Source organism: Actinomadura rupiterrae, from assembly GCF_024172125.1.
In the GTDB taxonomy this organism is placed as follows: Bacteria; Actinomycetota; Actinomycetes; order Streptosporangiales; family Streptosporangiaceae; genus Spirillospora; species Spirillospora rupiterrae.
In genome coordinates this window covers 1-17,216 of the sequence record NZ_JAMZEA010000016.1, presented here as the reverse complement: position 1 = coordinate 17,216, position 17,216 = coordinate 1, and the positions used below count along the sequence as shown (strand labels likewise).

Genomic DNA, 17,216 nt, shown 5'->3' with positions numbered 1-17,216 from the left:
CATGAGTGACTTCCCCCGCCGGGGACGGCAGGAACCGCCGTCCCAGGGCGACCCCTCGTACGGTTCCCCGCCGCGACCGCAACAGCCGCAGCAGTGGCAGCCGTCCCGCGAACCCGCGCAGCAGCAATGGCAGCAGCCGCAGCAGCAAGGGGGGCATTGGGAACGGCAACCTGATCAGCGGGACCCCCAACCGCGGACGCAGCAATGGGAACGCGACGGTTCGTCGTCCTGGAACGAGGGCGCCGCGAACCAGACCGCCGACTATGCCGGCTCGGGGCGCGAGTCGTCCGGCTATGAGTCGTCCGGCTATGACCCGGCAGGGTATGAGTCGCAGGGGTATGAATACGAGCAGACCGAGCCTCCCGCTCTCGTCCCGGCGCCGATCCTGCGCCGCGCGGGCGCGCGTTTCATCGACGGCGCCCTGGTGTCGGCATTCGGTTTCGCGCTCGTGCTGCCGATCACCCTGGCCGTGACGGGCGCGGGCGGGTCGAGCAAGAAGACCGCCAACGAGGGCGCGATCTGGAATTGGCCGATCTTCATCACGCTGTTCGCGGTGATGGCCGTCCTGCCGTTCCTCTACGAGGCCGTCCAGTTGTCGATGTGGGGCCGGACGCTCGGGAAGCGCTGGCTCGGCATCGGCGTCGTCCGCGCGCAGCCGTTGGGCGAACCGCTCAGCGGGGCGCACGCGGTGTGGCGCGCGGCGGTCAACAACATCGGCTACCAGATCGGCGTGTTCTTCTTTCTCATCCTCGCGGTGAAGGTCTGGGACTACGCGTTCACCGGCGAACTGCTCGTCGCGGGCGGCACGCTGATGGCGTATCTGTGGGCCATCTGGGACGAGCCGCTGCACCAGGCCCTGCACGACCGGCTCGCCGGAACCGTCGTCATCGACGAACGGGCGGGTTACGAGGACGCGGGTTATGACCAGGGCTACGACCAGGGATATGGATCGTCCTACGAAAGCGGCCAGTCGGGGTATGGCGGTTAACCAGGCCGGGGACACCGAGGACGCGGCGGAAGAAGAGGGCGGATTTCTCGCCGACCCCGGGCAGCGGCTGCTCGCCCGGATCGTGGACACGCTCATCGTCGGCCTGCCCGTGGTGCTGGTGCTCCGGGCGGCCCTGCCGCACGGCACGGCGGACCGCTGGGCGCCGACCGCCGTCGCGTCCTTCCTGCTGGTCTACGAGGCCGTCCAGCTCGCCGTGTGGGGCCGGACGGTGGGCAAGCGGTTCGCCGGCGTCCGCGTCGTGACCGTGGACGGGACGCGCCCCAGCCCGTCCCAGGCGGCGTTGCGGGCGGCCGTGTACGCGGTTCCGATCGCGTTGCGGCCCGTTCCGGTTCTCGGGCTCCTCGGCGGCATTTTCTGGGTCGTGAACGCGGGAGCGGCGTTCCGCGGCGCCGAGCGGAGGGCCGTGCACGACCGGCTGGCCGGAACCGCCGTGGTGAAGAACACCATCGATTGACATAATGCGCGCAAATCCCCTTACATGGGGGAGTTGGAAGCCGCCGCATCCCCCCGGGACGCGCGCGCGGCGGCTTCGTTGGAGACTTTCGGCGGCCGTTAGCGAAGCGGCGAGAGTTTGCCGGACGCGCCGGGCCGCGGGCTTCGCGTCACCTTAGCGTGACCTTCACCGTGCTCTTGCGATGGTGTTCCGGACCCGTTCCGCATCACTTCCGCGACTCCGGACGGTCGCCGTTCCTGCGGCTTAGTCCCAAGTTAGGACCGACTTACGCCCGACATCCGTCCGACTTCGGTCCGGCTTCCCGCGCCGCTACGGCGGGCGGTTAGGGGCGTTACGTCGGGGTTAATCGGCGGCTCGTGGGACGATCGGGCCCCGCACGTCAAACAACCCGCCGCGGATTTTCGCCGATGGGACGCCCGCTCCGGCCCGGATCCGCCGGATCATGCTCGATTCGGATGGGGCGTGATTACGATGAGTTACCGGGGGGCAAGCAAAGTTCATCGCGGGTGTCGAATTGTCATCGGCGCCGATCGCGGTATATCTTTGCAGCCGAATGCAGTTTGCTCCAGTCTGAAAGGTCTGTCCTCATGGCACAGAAGGTTCAGGTGCTTCTCGTCGACGACCTCGACGGTGGCGAGGCGGACGAGACCGTAGCGTTCTCGATCGACGGCGCCTCCTACGAGATCGACCTCAGTAGCGCCAATGCGAAGAAGCTGCGGGATTCTCTTCAGCCGTTCGTGGAGGTTTCGCGCAAGGCCGGCACCCAGCGCCGCCGCCGGGCCCGCGGGGCGTCCAGCCGCGAGCGCAGCGCCGAGATCCGCGCCTGGGCCAAGGCCCACGGGATCAAGGTCAACGAGCGCGGCCGCATCCCGGCCAACGTGATCGAGAAGTACGAGGCCGCCAACTAGCCGCGCCGGTCGGCCACGCGGCCGACCGGAACCGGGTCGGCGGGAGCGGGAGCGTTCTCCCGCAGGGGTGATCGGGGCCCGCCGACCGGACCGCTACGGCCTCACCGGCTCGTCCGGACCGACCGGCCCGCCTTCCACCGTCAGCCGCACGCGGCGACGCGAGGCGGGCCGTTCGCTTTCCCGGCCGGACCGGGCTCGCCCCGGCGGACGGCCCCGGCACGCTTCGCTGGCCGGACCGGGCACGCCCCGGCGGGCGGATACGAGCCGATTCGGTCGGGGGAGCGTCCTGGATCCGGATCGGGGGATCTGTCCTGAATCCGTCCGCGGACGGTGCCGGGCGGGGCGTCCGTTCGCTTGTGGCGTAGCCGGGAGGCGATTCGTCCGCCGGATGTGCGGAAGGGTTGTCCCGTGACCGCCCCGACCCCTCGGAACAGGTGCTGGTGAGGCGCTCGCGGACGGCCCTGGCAGGGGCCCGTTCGCTCGCGGCGTAGCGGGAACATGCCGCATCAGTGCGGTAGTTGGATGAGGATGAACAGCGCTTAGCTGGGGAACGTCTTCTGGTGGGAGTGCACCGGGCGGCCTCCTCGGGGCGGGCTAGCATGCGGAAGGACAGGTTCGGACGTTCCGGACTCTGCCCAACCGCTCTGTGAGGAGCGACGAGATGTTCGAGAGGTTCACCGACCGCGCGCGGCGGGTTGTCGTCCTGGCTCAGGAAGAGGCCCGGATGCTCAACCACAACTACATCGGCACCGAGCACATCCTCCTGGGTCTGATCCACGAGGGTGAGGGTGTGGCCGCCAAGGCGCTGGAGTCTTTGGGGATCAGCCTTGAGGCGGTGCGCCAGCAGGTCGAGGAGATCATCGGCCAGGGCCAGCAGGCGCCGTCGGGGCACATCCCGTTCACGCCGCGGGCGAAGAAGGTGCTGGAGCTGTCCCTGCGCGAGGCGCTGCAGCTGGGGCACAACTACATCGGCACCGAGCACATCCTGCTGGGATTGATCCGCGAGGGCGAGGGTGTCGCCGCCCAGGTCCTGGTGAAGCTGGGCGCGGACCTGAACCGCGTGCGCCAGCAGGTGATCCAGTTGCTGCACGGGTACTCGGGCGGCAAGGAACCCGCGTCGTCCGGCGGGCCGAGCGAGTCGGCGCCGTCCACGTCGCTGGTGCTGGACCAGTTCGGCCGGAACCTGACCCAGGCGGCCCGCGAGGGCAAGCTCGACCCGGTGATCGGCCGCGACACCGAGATCGAGCGCGTGATGCAGGTCCTTTCTCGCCGCACCAAGAACAACCCGGTGCTGGTCGGCGAGCCCGGCGTCGGCAAGACCGCCGTCGTCGAGGGCCTGGCGCAGAAGATCGTCAAGGGCGAGGTGCCCGAGACCCTGAAGGACAAGCAGCTCTACACCCTCGACCTCGGCGCCCTGGTCGCCGGGTCCCGCTACCGCGGTGACTTCGAGGAGCGGCTGAAGAAGGTCCTGAAGGAGATCCGCACCCGCGGCGACATCATCCTGTTCATCGACGAGCTGCACACGCTCGTCGGCGCGGGCGCCGCCGAGGGCGCGATCGACGCCGCCTCCATCCTGAAGCCGATGCTGGCGCGCGGCGAGCTGCAGACCATCGGCGCGACCACGCTGGACGAGTACCGCAAGCACCTGGAGAAGGACGCCGCGCTGGAGCGCCGCTTCCAGCCGATCCAGGTCGCCGAGCCGTCGCTGTCGCACACCATCGAGATCCTCAAGGGCCTGCGCGACCGGTACGAGGCGCACCACCGCGTCTCGATCACCGACGCCGCGCTGGTCGCGGCCGCGCAGCTGGCCGACCGCTACATCTCCGACCGGTTCCTGCCGGACAAGGCGATCGACCTCATCGACGAGGCCGGGTCCCGGATGCGCATCCGCCGGATGACCGCGCCGCCGGACCTGCGCGAGTACGACGAGAAGATCGCCGACGTGCGCCGGGAGAAGGAGTCGGCGATCGACGCGCAGGACTTCGAGAAGGCCGCGGCCCTCCGCGACTCCGAGAAGCAGCTGCTCGGCAAGAAGGCGCAGCGCGAGAAGGAGTGGAAGGCCGGCGACATGGACGTCGTCGCCGAGGTCACCGAGGAGCTCATCGCCGAGGTGCTCGCGACCGCGACCGGCATCCCGGTGTTCAAGCTCACCGAGGAGGAGTCCGCGCGGCTGCTCCGCATGGAGGACGAGCTGCACCGCCGCGTGATCGGCCAGGAAGACGCGATCAAGGCGCTGTCGCAGTCGATCCGCCGCACCCGCGCCGGCCTGAAGGACCCGAAGCGTCCCGGCGGCTCGTTCATCTTCGCCGGCCCGTCCGGTGTCGGCAAGACCGAGCTGTCCAAGACGCTGGCCGAGTTCCTGTTCGGCGACGAGGACGCGCTGATCCAGCTCGACATGTCCGAGTTCATGGAGAAGCACACCGTCTCGCGGCTGTTCGGCTCCCCGCCCGGCTACGTCGGGTACGAGGAGGGCGGCCAGCTGACCGAGAAGGTGCGGCGCAAGCCGTTCTCGGTGGTCCTGTTCGACGAGATCGAGAAGGCCCACCCGGACATCTTCAACAGCCTGCTGCAGATCCTTGAGGACGGCCGCCTGACCGACGCGCAGGGCCGCGTGGTCGACTTCAAGAACACGGTCATCATCATGACCACCAACCTGGGCACCCGGGACATCTCCAAGGGCCAGTCCCTCGGGTTCTCCCGGCAGGACGACACCCAGGGCGACTACGACCGGATGAAGTCCAAGGTGTCGGAGGAGCTCAAGCAGCACTTCCGCCCCGAGTTCCTCAACCGCGTCGACGACATCGTGGTGTTCCACCAGCTCACCCCGAAGGAGATCATCCAGATCGTGGATCTGATGATCGCCAAGGTGGACGAGCGGCTGAAGGACCGGGACATGGGCATCGAGCTCAAGCCCGAGGCCAAGGACCTGCTCGCCGAGCGGGGCTACGACCCCGTGCTGGGCGCCCGGCCGCTGCGCCGGACCATCCAGCGCGAGATCGAGGACAACCTGTCGGAGAAGATCCTGTACGGCGAGCTGAACGCCGGGCAGATCGTCATCGTCGGTGTCGAGGGCTCGGGCGAGACGGCCAAGTTCACCTTCAAGGGTGTGCCGAAGCCGAACGGCGTCCCGGACAGCCCGCCCCCGATCGAGGGCGCGGTCAACTTCAACAAGGAGTGACCACGACCGCCAAGGCGTGAGAGAGGCCCGCACCTCCCGGTGCGGGCCTTTCGCATGCGCGCGCCGGTGCGGGGGCTTTCGCGTGCGTGCTGGTGGGGCGGGTTCTGCTCGTGGGGCAGGTTCTGTCGGTGCCGCTCCGTAGTATTCGAACATGCGATCGAATGTGCTCGGTCAGGCGGCGGAGTTCCGGCGGCGGCCCGCGCGGCGGGTCCGCCCGCCCGTGGACTCCCACCTCGCGCAGGTGTTCATGCGCGACCTGCGCACCCCCGCGCCGCCGCAGCTGCCGATCTTCCGCTCGCGGCGGCAGGGCGAGCTGCTCGCCCGGCTGCTGCTCGGCCCCGAACGCGAGCTGACCACGCTCGACCTCGCGGTCATGCTCCGCACCGACCTCGGCACGGTCGTCCGGGAGGTGGAGCGGCTGTCCCGCGCGGGCATCCTGCGGCTGCGCCGCACCCCGGCCGGACGGCTCGTCTCGCGCGACGCGTCCTCGCTGATGTTCGCGCCGCTCGCGCGCCTGGTGATGCTGGCGTTCGGCCCGTCCGTCGTCGTCACCGAGCACTTCGCCCGGCTGCCCGGCGTCGCCGAGCTGCACCTGTTCGGCGCGTGGGCCGCGCACTACGCCGACGAGGCGTACCCGGCGGGCGGCCCCGAACCCACCGGCGACGTCGAGGTCCTGGTGGTCGGGGACGCCACCCGCGAGGCCGCCTTCGACGCCGCCCAGGACTGCGCCGCCCGCCTGGGCCTGCCCGTCCACGCCGTCGTCCGCTCCCGCGCCGCCTGGCGCGAGGACGACGACCCCTTCCTCCGCGAGATCCGCTCCGGCCCTACCCTCCGCATCCCCCTGCCATGATCGCGCCGCTACGAGCCGCTCAGGCGCGGCGATGGGGGTTGTTACGGGGTGGCCGCGGTCCAGGCGTTGATCTCGGTGTGGATGCGGGTCTTGAGCTCGGGCGGGGCGAAGGAGGCGTCGACCGCGGCTCGGGCCAGGTCGGCGCAGGCGGTTTCGTCGTAGCCGAACGTGTCCCTGACCAGGGCGTATTCGGCGGCGAGCGGGCGTCCGGTCATCGCCGGGATGTCGGTGTTGACGGTGACGACCAGGCCGGCGTCGCGGAGCCGGGCGAAGGGGTGCGCGGCGGGGGAGGCGGCGAAGCCGAGCGCCACGTTGGACGACGGGCAGACCTCCAGCGGGAGGCGGCGGTCGCGGATCTCGGCGACCAGGTCCGGGTCGTCCAGGACGCGGATGCCGTGGCCGACCCGCTCGGTGCGGCCGGTCCCGATCGCCTGCCGGACGCTGGCGGGGCCCGCCGCCTCGCCCGCGTGGTGGACGACGTGCAGCCCCGCGTCCCGGGCGGCCGCGAAGACCTCGGCGAACGGGTCGCCAGGGAACGCCTCGTCCCCGGCGAGTCCGACCGCGACGACGCCGTCCCGGTGCCGCTCGGCGAGGCGGAGGGTGGCCCAGGCGCGGTCGACGGGCCGGCGGCGCGAGTGGTCCAGGATGAGGCGTGTCTCGATCCCGAAGGCCTCGCGTCCCGCGGCGAGCCCCTCCAGGACGGCCGCGATCGGCATGTTCAGGTCGCCGAGGCGCTCGCCGTGCGCGGCGGCCGTGAACGACACCTCCGCGTAGCGGGTGCCCTGCGCGGCCTCGTCCTCGCAGTACTCGTAGGCGATCCGGCGGAAGTCGTCCGGCGTCCGGAGCGCGTCCCTGACCAGGGTGTTGAGCGCGAAGAAGGCGGCGAAACCGCCCAGCTCGGCGTTCTGGACGTCCGGAACGTCCAGGCCGTTGGCCGCCGCGATCGCGGTGAGCGTCGGCCGCCGGACCGTGCTTTCCAGGTGGACGTGCAGGTGGGCCTTGGGGAGCGTGGTGAGGTCGCGCACCGGACGACCCTAGGGACCGCGCCGCGCGCCCCGCCAGCCAATTAATGCGTTGACCTGACACTTCCCCCATCGGAAGCATGACCGGCATGGGACTCGACGCCTTCGTGCTGTGCCGGTGCTGGCAGGACGGCCGGACCAGCGAGCCTCCCGTCCCGCGCGACCTGGTCGCGACCGACGAGTACGGGCCCTACGTCGAGCAGGAGTCGCAGGAGGCCGTGTTCGCGGCCTGGAAGGCCGACGCCTGCCCGCACGACGACATGGAGATCGCCAGCGAGCGGATCGCGAACTGGGGCGGCTACCGCTGCCTCCAGCAGGCCATGGAGACCGCCGGCTGGGAGCGGTTCCCGGTGCTGCGCAAGTACCTGCCGGACGGCAACGGCGGCGTCCTGCCCGCCGAGCGCGCCCGCGAGGCGCTCGACGAGCTGGCGTCCTTCCGCGCATGCTCCGATGTCGGGCACGAGACCGTCCTGCTGGACGAGGACACGGGCATCGTCCTGGCCGCCAACATCCGCGCCTACGGCGGTGTCTTCGTCTGGGACGGGATGGCCAAGCGGCGCGTCGGCGTGGACGAGCGCGGCCTCTTCGTCGTGGACGAAACCGACCGCGAGCTGTTCCGCGCCCGGCGCTTCACGCAGCGGCGCGTCCGGGCGGGCCGCATCCGGTTCCGCGTCGAGGACAGCACGGAGACGACGCTCGACCTCACGTCCGCTATCGGCGAGCAGGACGGCTCCTACCCGGAGCGCCTCACCGTCGTGGAACGCCCGCTGGGCGGCGCCTACTTCGACTACGCCGTCCAGCCGCTGCGCAAGGTCTGCGAGGCGTCCGCCGAAACCGGCAACCCCGTCGTGTGGTGCTGACCGCGGTGCCCCGGGACGCGCCGGGCCTCGGGCATGGGTCAGTGCCCTGACGGGCCAGGGGATTTCTGCGCTTGCTGGAGATTTGGGACGGCGCAGGTCGAGGCCCTCGCGGGTGGGCGAGGGCCTCGACCTGTCGTCGTGCGCCCGAAGGCGGCTCGTCGTGCGCCCGAAGGCGGCGGCTGGTTTCCGCCAGGTCAGGCGGGCGGGTCCTGGAGGACGCCGAGGGGGTTGCCGTCCGCGTCCTTCAGGGTGGCGATCAGCCGCCCGTTGCCGACGTCGCGGACGTCCTCGACGATCTCCATGCCCTTCTCGGTGAGGTCCTGGACGGCGGTCTTGATGTCGCCGACCTCGAAGAAGCAGACCGGGCCGAGCGCCGGGGCGTCGCCGCGCTTCGGCGTGATGCCGATGTCCTGCCCGTTCACCTTGTAGCCCACGTAGTAGGGCTCGTTCGAGTACGGCTCGGTCCCCAGCAGGATGTCCAGCCGCTCCTTGGCCGCGGGGACGTCCGAGACCGAGTAGATGATCGTCTTGACGCCTGAAGTCATGATGTTCTCCTTCCCTCTCACCCTGTTGACACGCGGGACGGCCGGAGTGTGACGCGGCTCTTGCTGAAAACTGGGAGGGATGTGAAGATGTCGCCATGTTCCTTCCTCGTGCGTAGAGAGCACGTCGCCGCCCACCGCGCCCCTAGCCGGGTGCTCCTGGCGGCAGACGGTGCCCACGCACGTTCACGGCGCGCTCTCTGACGCGCCGTTCATCGAAGGAACATCTTCATGTTCGCCTCATATGTCGCTGTCCTGCGCACGCCTCGTGCTGCGCGCGTGTTCAGCGCGGCCCTGCTGGGCCGTCTCTCCTACGGAACCGTCGGACTTTCCCTGACTTTGACCTTCGTCCAGGCGACCGGCTCGTATGCGCGTGCCGGCCTGATGGTCGCCCTCTTCGGCGGAACCAGCTGCCTGCTGACCCCCTGGCGCGCCGGGATGGTCGACCGCTTCGGGCCGCGCGCGGCGCTCCGTCCGATGGCCGCTTTGTACGGGTTGGGGCTGGTGGGGCTCGTGGGAGCCGCGCACCTGTCGTCCCCGGTGGCGGCGGGCGCGGTCGCGATCGCGGCAGGGGCCTGCACACCGCCGCTGGGACCGGTGATGCGGGCGCTGTGGGCCGAGCTGGTGCCCGACCGGGACCTGCTGCAGCGCGCGTACAGCCTGGATACCGTCGCCGAGCAGATCATCTTCACGGTCGGGCCGCTGCTCGCGGGCCTGTTCGCCGTGACGTCCTCGGCGTCGGTCGGCCTGCTGGCCAGCGCGGCCCTGGTGATCGCCGGGACGTTCGGCCTGACCACCGCCCGGAACACGATCCCGCGCACCGCCGAGCCCGTCCCGGCCGCAGAGGCCGCTCCGGCCGTCACGCCCGCCGAGCCTGCTCCGGCTGGCACGCCCGCCGAGGCCGCTCAGGTCGGCACGGCCGCCGAGGCCGCTTCGGCCGGTATGGCCGCGGAGGTCGCCCAGGGGCGGACTGAGGTGGTGCCCAGTGCGGTGAGCGTATTCGGGCGGCTGTGGCCGACGTTGCTGGCGATGCTGGCGCTGGGCGCGGCGGAGAGCGGTCTCGCGCTGCTGATCGTCGCGTTCGCCGGCGCGGGCGGCGCCGCCTGGACGGAGGCGGCGATCTCGGTGGCCGGGGTCGGCGGCGGGCTCGCCTACGGCGCCGTGACCTGGCGGATGTCGCCGGGGACGCGGCTGCCGCTGCTGGCCGTCCCGATGGCGCTGGCCCTGGCCTTGGGCGGCCTGGCTCCGAACGTCCCGGTGCTGATCGCCGTGGTCTCGGTGTTCGGCCTGTTCATCGCGCCCGTCCTGACCACCGGGTACCTGGTCGCGGAGGCCGCCGCGCCGCCGCAGCGCCGGACCGGCGTCGCGTCCTGGGTGAACACCGCGTTCAACGCCGGATCGTCGCTGGGCTCGGCGGGCGTCGGGGCGCTCACCGCCGTGCTGCCGCTGTCGCTGTGCTTCGCCATGGCGGCGGTGCCGGTGCTGCTGGCGTCGGTGCTGCTGCTGGCCTGGACGCGCCGGTCCGCCCGAGGCGTCCGGGCTCAGGAGCTGGAGCCGGCCGCGGAGGACGCGCTCGCCGCCTGATACAGGTCCTTGACCTTGGATCCGAAGGTCACCGAGTAGGACACGTCAGGCGAGTCGCCGCCCTGCTGGTAGCCGCCGATGACGCCGACGACGGTCTTCTCGTCGTCGCCGGTGAGGAACGGGCCGCCGCTCGTGCCGTTCGGGAAGCCGCCGCAGGTGAAGCGGAGCTGGGTCGTGCTGTAGGGCTCGACCCGGTTCCGGCACGAGACGGGCCGCTCGGTGTCGGACGGGTAGCCGACCACGCGGGCCGGGCCGCTCACCGGGCCGTCCGCCTCGAGGCTCATCGCGCCGGTGACGTCCTGCACCCGCTTGGCCCCGCCGTTCACGTCGGTGACCTGCAAGAACCCGACATCGGAATCGGGATCGCTGGAACCGGCCCATTCGGGCGGGTCGTAGAACGCGACGGCCCGCCAGACGCCGTACGGGGTCTGGCCGTTGTGGTAGCCGGGCGCGAAGGCCATCCCGATGTCGCCGCGCCGGCTGCCGCCGCCCACGCAGTGCGCGGCGGTGACCACCAGGTCACGCCCGGGGCTGTCCACCACGCTGGCGGTGCAGGAGTGGTCGCCGAGCTTGCCGCTGCCGTCCACCTCGAACAGCGCGCCGACCGCCGGCAGCCCGTCGAACGCGCCGCTGGACGACTCGGGGGCGTGGGCCGAGCCGGCGGCGGTGTCGCTGAGAGGCCGCGCCGCCTGCCGCGCGGCCTCCGCGGCGCCGCCGCCGGCGGAGGGCGGCCACGACACGATCGCCAGGCCGGCCGCCACCGCGGACAGGGTCAGCAATGGGTAGCTCGGACGCGCCACACGGCTCCCCCCGCGTGTTCGCCTGAACAGCCCCATCCGCCCCTCCAGCAACGATCGCCTCGCCGTTCACTCAGCTCGTGCCCGCCCGACGATTCTGCCTATCCGGTTCTGCAGAGGTCCTGGGACGCCCCTGAAACTTTCCTGAATGCCGCCTCGTCATGGATCTACCTCTGCCCCACCCTTACGTTCCCGCGGTGGACGCCGCCGGTGGCCGGGCTTTGCCCAGCTCCGCCGGGGCACGGGCGGCGGCCGGGTGTCGCCGGGGTCAGGCCGGGGTGGGTGGCGGTTCCTCGCCGAACACCCAGGGCGCGAGGACCACGACCCAGCCGTCCGGATCGGCGAAAACGGCCGCGCCATGCCTTTCCCAATACGGGTTCGCGGGCGGGACGGTTCGATGGCCGCGCTCGGTGAGCCGTCCGACCGCCGCGTCCCGTGCCTCGGCTCCGCGCAGGTAAAGGACGAGCTGGTTCTCCGGATGCGCGTCCGGGATCACCGGCGGCGTGCCGTGCTGCGTGATCTCCATCTGGACGGGCGTCCCGGGCAGTCCGAAGACGACGCCGTCGTAGCCGTCGTGGTCCTGCCAGGCCGCCAGGACGGGCAGCTCCAGGTCGTCCCGGTAGAACGCCATGATCTGGTCGTACCGCGCCGTGGGGCGCGCGAACCGCACCGCCCCGACGTCCAGATGCGCAGGCCAGGACCCTTCTCCGGCGCTCATGCCCGCGCGTCCTGCGCCTGCGCCTCCTGCGCGTGCGCCTCCTGCCAGACCTGGGTGAGGGCCTCGGCGAAGGTCGCGGTCTCCTGGGCGCCGCTGACGCCGTACTTGCCGTCCAGGACGAAGAACGGCACGCCCTGCACACCGATCTCGCGGGCGGTGCGCTCGTCCTCGCGGACGGCGTCGCCGTACGCGTCCGCGGCCAGGACGGACCGGACCTCGGCCTCGTCCAGGCCGGTGCCGGTGGCGATCGCGGTCAGCGAGTCCGCGTCGAAGACCGAGCCCTCGCCGCCGAAGTTGGCCCGGTACAGCGCCCGCCGCAGCTCGTCCCCGAGGCCGCGCTCGGCGGCCAGGTGCAGCAGGCGGTGCGCGTCGAAGGTGTTCCCGTTCGGACGGTCCGAGGTGTAGGGCAGGCCCTCGCCCGCCGCGAGCCCGGCCACGCGCGCCTCGGCCTGCTCCGCCTGCTCGCGCGACATGCCGTACTTGTCCATGAGCATCTCCAGCACCCGCCCGGCGTCCGCGGGCGCGAGGTCCGGGGCGAGCTCGTAGGAGTGCTGGACGACCTCGACCTGGTCGCGGTGCTCGAACCCGGCCAGCGCCGCGTCGAAGCGCGCCTGCCCGATGTAGCACCAGGGGCAGACGATGTCGGTCCAGATATCGACGCGCACGGCGGGGCCCTTCCATGAGGTGACAAGTCACTTACCTCAAGGGCAACACCCCTCCCCGACCCCGCATTTCCCAGCCCTCTCGTCGGAAACGGGGTGCCGGCGCGCGAGAGGAGCTGAAGGGCGCGCTGGGCGTCCGGCTGGACGTGCTCTTCGGCGGGCTCCGCGCGGATCAGGAGGCGATGCGGAGGTAGTGCGCCCAGTAGCCGGCCCAGCGGCCGTAGGGCTTGCCCAGCTCGTGCACCTCGGCCGGGCTCAGCGGACGGCCGTAGACCCGGGACGCGGCGGTGACCAGCTGCTTCTCGGTGGGCACCTCGTCCGTCCGGCCGAAACCCCTGATCAGGATGAAGGTGGCCGACCACGGGCCGATGCCGGGGAGGCCCAGCAGGATCTCCTTGGCCTCCTCGTAGGGGGCCGTGCGCAGGTGGTCCTCGTCGAGGTCGAGCCAGGCGCGGACGGTGCCGCTGAGGTACTCGCCCTTGCGGATGTTGCCGACGAGCTCGGCGATCCGGCCGGGCGCGAGGGACGCCAGCTGCTCGACGTCCGGGAAGGCGCGGTAGTCGACGCCGTCCACGGTCACGACGTTGCCGAACGCCTCGGAGAGGGCCTGCTTCTCCTTGGCGGCCACGGGCAGCGCCGTGCGCTGGGACAGGATCGCCCAGACCGCGTTCTCCAGCGGGGACGGGAACTTCGCCTGGTGGTAGCCGTACAGCCGGTCGATCACGGGCGCGAACGCGGGGTCGCGGCGGCCGATCTCGTAGAACTCGCCGAGGTCGTCGTCCAGGCTGAGCCAGGACGTGATCTGCCGCCGGACCGCCTCGATGTCGTCCTCGGACGGCGGCTCGCCGTCCGTCCACAGGTCGCAGCGCAGGCCCTCGGCGGCGTCGTCGGCCGCCAGCCGGACGGCGAACGTGCGGCCGTTCGCGCGCAGCGCCTTGGTCAGGGACGAGCCGGCCACCTGCTGCTCGCCCGCGGTCGGCCGGAACCCGGTCAGGAAGCTCAGCTGCGGCGCGAAGTCGAACGGCGGGGTGGCGGGAAGCGTGAACGTGGTCATGTCGGCTCCTTCTTGCCTGCGCGGAGATAATCTACGTGCATCCTAAAGAGCCGCACCGACATTTCCCGCGAGGCCGTGCCGGGGATGCCCAGCCGGACGGGGATGGTCAGCCGGGGAGGGCGTAGTGGCCGTCGTCCAGGGGGTCCACGAGGCCGTCGGCGATCAGGCCGTCCAGGGCGCGCTCGCGCTGGACGGCGTCCGACCAGACCACGTCGAGCGCGGGCTTGGGAACCGGACCGTGCGCGTCGCGCAGGACGGCCAGCAGGCGTCCCCGGCACTGCCGGTCCGTCCCCGCATACGTCTGGCCGCGGCGCGGCGGGCCGTCGTACGCGGGACGGCCCCGGGCCTGCCATTCGCATTTGTCCAGCACAGGGCAGTCCACGCAGCGGGGAGAGCGGGCCGTGCAGACCAGCGCGCCCAGCTCCATGACCGCGACCGACCAGCGCGCGGCGGTCGGCGGATCGACCGGAAGCAGGGATTCGGCCGTCGCGACCTCGGCGCGGGTCTGGGATTTCGGCGGGTACTCGACACCGTCCATCAGGCGTGCGAGGACGCGCCGGACGTTGGTGTCCAGCACCGCGTGCCGCTGCCGGAAGGCGAAGCTCGCGACCGCCGCGGCGGTGTAGGAGCCGATTCCGGGCAGGTCGAGCAGGTCGGCGTGCGAGTCCGGAACCGCGCCGCCGTGCCGCTCGACGATCGCCTGCGCCGCCGCGTGCAGCCGCAGCGCCCGGCGCGGGTACCCGAGGCGTCCCCAGGCCCGGACGGCCTCCCCGGACGGCTCGGCCGCCAGCGCCGCCGGCGTCGGCCAGCGCTCCAGCCAGGCGTGCCAGACCGGAAGGACCCGGACGACCGGCGTCTGCTGCAACATGATCTCGCTGACCAGGATGCCCCAGGGGGTCGCGTCCGGGGCCCGCCACGGCAGCTCGCGGGCGTTCGCGTCGTACCAGGCGAGGATCGGGTCGGTGAACTTCCGCATGACGAGGTGCATTGTGGCACGGCGGGTCGCCGCGTCCCGGACGATCCCCAAATGCATACTGTCGGCATGGACGCGGATACCGAACGTGATCCAGAGGACGAGTGGGGCCTCGACCAGTACTGGCGGCGCCGGGCGATCGCGCTCGGCGGGGCGCTGGCCGTGGTCGGGCTGGCCGCTTGGGGCTGCGGCGTGTTCGGGGGCGGCGGTGACGGCGGCAAGCAGAACGTGCAGAGTATGGCCGGCGTCGCCTCGGCCGTGCCCACGACGCCCGCCGCCACGCCCGCGCCGACGGTCACGGTGACGGCCTCTCCATCGACGACCGCTTCGCCGTCGGCGTCCGCGTCGGCGTCGCCCGGCGCGTCCGCCAAGGCCGCTCCCAAAGCCGGCGATGCGTGCGACCCGCGTGACGTGGTGGTCGACTTCGCCGCCAACGGCGAGACTTTCGCGGGCAGCGCGCGGCCGTCCTTCCGGCTCACCGTCGTGAACACCGGGCAGCGCGCCTGCACTTACGACGTCGGGACGCACAGCCTGGACGTCCGCATCACCTCCGGCTCCGACCGGGTCTGGGCGGCGTCCACCTGCGACAGCGGGTCCGGGTCGAACGTGCAGACGTTGCGCCGGGGCATCCCGTACGCCACCACCCTGGTCTGGGACCGGCGCCGAGCGGGAAGCGACTGCCAGGGCAGCCGCGCCAAGGCCCTGCCGGGTACTTACGTCGCGTCCGTGAAGGGCGACCACGTCAAGGCCGAAAAGCAGGTCTTCCGCCTGCGCTGACCCCGCCTCCGCCGGATTGGTCCACTGGAACGGTGTGCGGTTGGCCCTGTCCGCAGGTCCGTTCCGGCGGCAGGGTTGATGCCGACCGAAGCGCCGGACGGACGGGGGACCATGTACTTCCAGCACTCGCCGCAGCTCTGGGCCGCGCATCCCGACCTGGTGGCCGGGGTCGTCGTGGTCGCGGACGGGATCACGCCGGACGCGGACGCGCGCGCCCGCGTCGCCGACTTCACCGCCGCCGCCCTGGACCGCCTCGCCCGGGACGGCTCGGAGGCGGAGCTCCCCGAGATCAGGGCCTGGCGGCGGACGTTCGCCGGGATGGGCCTCAAGCCGACGCAGTACCGCTGCGCCTCCGAGGCGCTGTTGCGGCGCGTCCGCAAAGAGGGTTCGCTCCCCTCGATCCACCCTCTCGTGGACCTCTGCAACGCGGTTTCGGCGGCGTTCGCGATCCCGGTCGCCGCGCTCGACCTCGCGGCCGTGACCGGCGGCCTCACCGTCCGCCCGGCGGACGGCACCGAGGAGTACGAGACCTTCGGCGGCGACATCGAGCACCCCGCGCCCGGCGAGGTCACCTACGCGGACGAGGCGGGCCGCGCCCACGCCCGCCGCTGGACGAACCGGCAGAGCGGCCGGTCCGCCGTCCGCCCGGCGACCGCCTCGGTCGTGATCGTCGCCGAGGCCCTGCACGAGACGGCCGCGGCGGACGTGCCGAAACTGGTCGCGTCCCTCGCCGACGAGATCGCGACCTTGTGGCCGGTCACCCCGACCACCGCCCGCGTCACTGAGACCACCCCCCGCCTCGACTTCTGACAACAACCGACCGCGCGCAGCCCAGCCCCCGACGCACGGCAGCCCGCACGCCCGCAGCCGGCACGCCCCGCAGCCCGCGCGTGCCCGGAAGCCCTGCCCGCGCCGGGGCGGGCAGGGCTTCGGGTCAGACGTAGCGTTCGAGGATGGAGGACTCGGCGAGGCGGGAGAGGCCCTCGCGGACGCTGCGGGCGCGGGACTCGCCGACGCCGCCGACGGCCTGGAGGTCGTCGATGGAGGCGGCCAGCAGCTTCTGCAGGCCGCCGAAGTGCTCGACCAGCCGCTCGACGACCAGGCTCGGCAGCCGCGGGACCTTGGCGAGCAGCCGGTAGCCCTTGGGGGAGACGGGCAGGTCGAGCGAGTCCGGCCCGGCGAAGCCCATCACCTCGGCGACCGTGGTCAGGTCGAGCAGCTCGTTCGCCGACAGCACGTCCAGGTTCGCCAGGACCGTGCCGACGCCGACCGCGCGGGCCTCGGCGGACGGGTAGTCGCGGACGATCAGCTCGCGGTCCACGTCGACGCCGGAGACCAGCTCGTCCAGCTGGAGCGAGAGCAGCCGGCCGTCGGTGCCGAGCTCGACGACGTAGCCCTCGATCTCGTCGGCGATCCGGCGGACCATCTCCAGCCGCTGCACCACGGCCGACACGTCCCGGACGGTGACCAGGTCCTCGATCTCCAGGGCGGAGAGCGTGCCGGACACCTCGTCCAGCCGCAGCTTGTACCGCTCCAGGGTGGCGAGCGCCTGGTTGGCCTTGGACAGGATGGCCGCCGAGTCCTCCAGGACGTAGCGGATCCCGTCGAGGTAGAGCGCGATGATGTTCATCGACTGGCTCACCGAGATCACCGGGTGGCCGGTCTGCCGCGCGACCCGCTCGGCCGTGCGGTGCCGGGTGCCGGACTCCTCGGTGGGGATGGTGGAGTCGGGCACCAGGTGGACGGCGGCGCGGACGATCCGGTCGCGGGTGTCGTCCAGCACGATCGCGCCGTCCATCTTGGCGAGCTCGCGCAGCCGGGTCGCGGA

General features: G+C 71.9%; 17 protein-coding genes. 9 read left to right on the top strand and 8 right to left on the bottom strand.

The window, feature by feature from the left end:
- Nucleotide 1: 1 nt before the first annotated feature.
- From FHU30_RS40575 to FHU30_RS40555, 5 genes are all read left to right on the top strand, one after another.
- The gene (locus tag FHU30_RS40575) at nt 2-988 is read left to right on the top strand and encodes an RDD family protein (RefSeq protein WP_253883044.1); all 987 of its coding nucleotides are present in this window, start codon (nt 2-4) and stop codon (nt 986-988) included.
- Nucleotides 978-1,463: an RDD family protein gene (locus FHU30_RS40570; protein ID WP_253883043.1), complete on the top strand. Its 486-nt coding sequence runs from the start codon at nt 978-980 to the stop codon at nt 1,461-1,463. Before FHU30_RS40575 ends, FHU30_RS40570 begins: the two co-directional genes overlap by 11 nt.
- Nucleotides 1,464-2,050: 587 nt before the next feature.
- Nucleotides 2,051-2,371: a histone-like nucleoid-structuring protein Lsr2 gene (locus FHU30_RS40565; protein ID WP_253883042.1), complete on the top strand. Its 321-nt coding sequence runs from the start codon at nt 2,051-2,053 to the stop codon at nt 2,369-2,371.
- Between the two features lie 661 nt (nt 2,372-3,032).
- Nucleotides 3,033-5,549, top strand: a complete 2,517-nt coding sequence (locus FHU30_RS40560; protein ID WP_253883041.1) for an ATP-dependent Clp protease ATP-binding subunit — start codon at nt 3,033-3,035, stop codon at nt 5,547-5,549.
- Nucleotides 5,550-5,700: 151 nt separating this feature from the next.
- Entirely contained in the window at nt 5,701-6,399 is a 699-nt protein-coding gene (locus tag FHU30_RS40555) for a hypothetical protein (protein ID WP_253883040.1), read from the top strand.
- Nucleotides 6,400-6,440: 41 nt separating this feature from the next.
- Here the strand turns inward: FHU30_RS40555 and add are convergent, their stop codons facing one another.
- Complete coding sequence (gene add, locus FHU30_RS40550; protein ID WP_253883039.1) at nt 6,441-7,424, bottom strand: adenosine deaminase; 984 nt, start codon at nt 7,422-7,424, stop codon at nt 6,441-6,443.
- Between the two features lie 86 nt (nt 7,425-7,510).
- On the opposite strand from add, the gene FHU30_RS40545 reads away from it, so the two are divergent.
- Nucleotides 7,511-8,281 (top strand): hypothetical protein, encoded by a 771-nt coding sequence (locus tag FHU30_RS40545; protein ID WP_253883038.1) that lies wholly within the window; start codon nt 7,511-7,513, stop codon nt 8,279-8,281.
- A gap of 194 nt (nt 8,282-8,475) precedes the next feature.
- Here FHU30_RS40545 and FHU30_RS40540 read toward each other — a convergent pair whose 3' ends face one another.
- Nucleotides 8,476-8,826 (bottom strand): VOC family protein, encoded by a 351-nt coding sequence (locus tag FHU30_RS40540; protein ID WP_253883037.1) that lies wholly within the window; start codon nt 8,824-8,826, stop codon nt 8,476-8,478.
- Nucleotides 8,827-9,054: 228 nt separating this feature from the next.
- On the opposite strand from FHU30_RS40540, the gene FHU30_RS40535 reads away from it, so the two are divergent.
- The gene (locus tag FHU30_RS40535) at nt 9,055-10,407 is read left to right on the top strand and encodes an MFS transporter (RefSeq protein WP_253883036.1); all 1,353 of its coding nucleotides are present in this window, start codon (nt 9,055-9,057) and stop codon (nt 10,405-10,407) included.
- Here the strand turns inward: FHU30_RS40535 and FHU30_RS40530 are convergent.
- The 5 genes from FHU30_RS40530 to FHU30_RS40510 all read right to left on the bottom strand — a co-directional run bounded on the left by FHU30_RS40530 (nt 10,365) and on the right by FHU30_RS40510 (nt 14,614).
- Nucleotides 10,365-11,207, bottom strand: a complete 843-nt coding sequence (locus FHU30_RS40530) for a trypsin-like serine peptidase (RefSeq protein WP_253883035.1) — start codon at nt 11,205-11,207, stop codon at nt 10,365-10,367. The two genes, FHU30_RS40535 and FHU30_RS40530, sit on opposite strands and share 43 nt — an antisense overlap.
- Before the next feature lie 265 nt (nt 11,208-11,472).
- On the bottom strand, nt 11,473-11,922 hold the full coding sequence (locus tag FHU30_RS40525) for a VOC family protein (RefSeq protein ID WP_253883034.1): 450 nt from the start codon (nt 11,920-11,922) through the stop codon (nt 11,473-11,475).
- On the bottom strand, nt 11,919-12,587 hold the full coding sequence (locus tag FHU30_RS40520; RefSeq protein ID WP_253883033.1) for a DsbA family oxidoreductase: 669 nt from the start codon (nt 12,585-12,587) through the stop codon (nt 11,919-11,921). The genes FHU30_RS40525 and FHU30_RS40520 overlap by 4 nt, the downstream gene beginning before the upstream one ends.
- 169 nt (nt 12,588-12,756) lie before the next feature.
- Nucleotides 12,757-13,638 carry a DNA-3-methyladenine glycosylase 2 gene (locus tag FHU30_RS40515; RefSeq protein ID WP_253883032.1) on the bottom strand — a complete coding sequence of 294 codons (882 nt, stop codon included), beginning with the start codon at nt 13,636-13,638 and terminating at the stop codon, nt 12,757-12,759.
- A 106-nt stretch (nt 13,639-13,744) separates the two neighbouring features.
- Nucleotides 13,745-14,614: an HhH-GPD family protein gene (locus tag FHU30_RS40510; protein WP_253883031.1), complete on the bottom strand. Its 870-nt coding sequence runs from the start codon at nt 14,612-14,614 to the stop codon at nt 13,745-13,747.
- A 66-nt stretch (nt 14,615-14,680) separates the two neighbouring features.
- Here FHU30_RS40510 and FHU30_RS40505 point away from each other — a divergent pair, with 66 nt between their 5' ends.
- On the top strand, nt 14,681-15,388 hold the full coding sequence (locus FHU30_RS40505) for a hypothetical protein (RefSeq protein ID WP_253883030.1): 708 nt from the start codon (nt 14,681-14,683) through the stop codon (nt 15,386-15,388).
- A 78-nt stretch (nt 15,389-15,466) separates the two neighbouring features.
- Nucleotides 15,467-16,198 carry a B3/B4 domain-containing protein gene (locus FHU30_RS40500; RefSeq protein ID WP_253883029.1) on the top strand — a complete coding sequence of 244 codons (732 nt, stop codon included), beginning with the start codon at nt 15,467-15,469 and terminating at the stop codon, nt 16,196-16,198.
- A 124-nt stretch (nt 16,199-16,322) separates the two neighbouring features.
- Here FHU30_RS40500 and disA read toward each other — a convergent pair.
- A partial coding sequence (disA, locus tag FHU30_RS40495) for a DNA integrity scanning diadenylate cyclase DisA (protein ID WP_253883028.1) occupies nt 16,323-17,216 on the bottom strand: 894 nt, incomplete at its 5' end.

Bases quoted from the DNA above. Each gene is read 5' to 3' on its own strand.
- FHU30_RS40500 (WP_253883029.1), top strand. From the start codon at position 15,467: ATGCCGACCGAAGCGCCGGACGGACGGGGGACCATGTACTTCCAGCAC.
- FHU30_RS40535 (WP_253883036.1), top strand. From the start codon at position 9,055: ATGTTCGCCTCATATGTCGCTGTCCTGCGCACGCCTCGTGCTGCGCGC.
- FHU30_RS40560 (WP_253883041.1), top strand. From the start codon at position 3,033: ATGTTCGAGAGGTTCACCGACCGCGCGCGGCGGGTTGTCGTCCTGGCT.
- FHU30_RS40540 (WP_253883037.1), bottom strand. From the start codon at position 8,826: ATGACTTCAGGCGTCAAGACGATCATCTACTCGGTCTCGGACGTCCCC.
- FHU30_RS40510 (WP_253883031.1), bottom strand. From the start codon at position 14,614: ATGCGGAAGTTCACCGACCCGATCCTCGCCTGGTACGACGCGAACGCC.
- FHU30_RS40505 (WP_253883030.1), top strand. From the start codon at position 14,681: ATGGACGCGGATACCGAACGTGATCCAGAGGACGAGTGGGGCCTCGAC.
- FHU30_RS40525 (WP_253883034.1), bottom strand. From the start codon at position 11,922: ATGAGCGCCGGAGAAGGGTCCTGGCCTGCGCATCTGGACGTCGGGGCG.
- FHU30_RS40565 (WP_253883042.1), top strand. From the start codon at position 2,051: ATGGCACAGAAGGTTCAGGTGCTTCTCGTCGACGACCTCGACGGTGGC.
- FHU30_RS40555 (WP_253883040.1), top strand. From the start codon at position 5,701: ATGCGATCGAATGTGCTCGGTCAGGCGGCGGAGTTCCGGCGGCGGCCC.
- FHU30_RS40570 (WP_253883043.1), top strand. From the start codon at position 978: ATGGCGGTTAACCAGGCCGGGGACACCGAGGACGCGGCGGAAGAAGAG.
- FHU30_RS40575 (WP_253883044.1), top strand. From the start codon at position 2: ATGAGTGACTTCCCCCGCCGGGGACGGCAGGAACCGCCGTCCCAGGGC.
- FHU30_RS40545 (WP_253883038.1), top strand. From the start codon at position 7,511: ATGGGACTCGACGCCTTCGTGCTGTGCCGGTGCTGGCAGGACGGCCGG.
- FHU30_RS40515 (WP_253883032.1), bottom strand. From the start codon at position 13,638: ATGACCACGTTCACGCTTCCCGCCACCCCGCCGTTCGACTTCGCGCCG.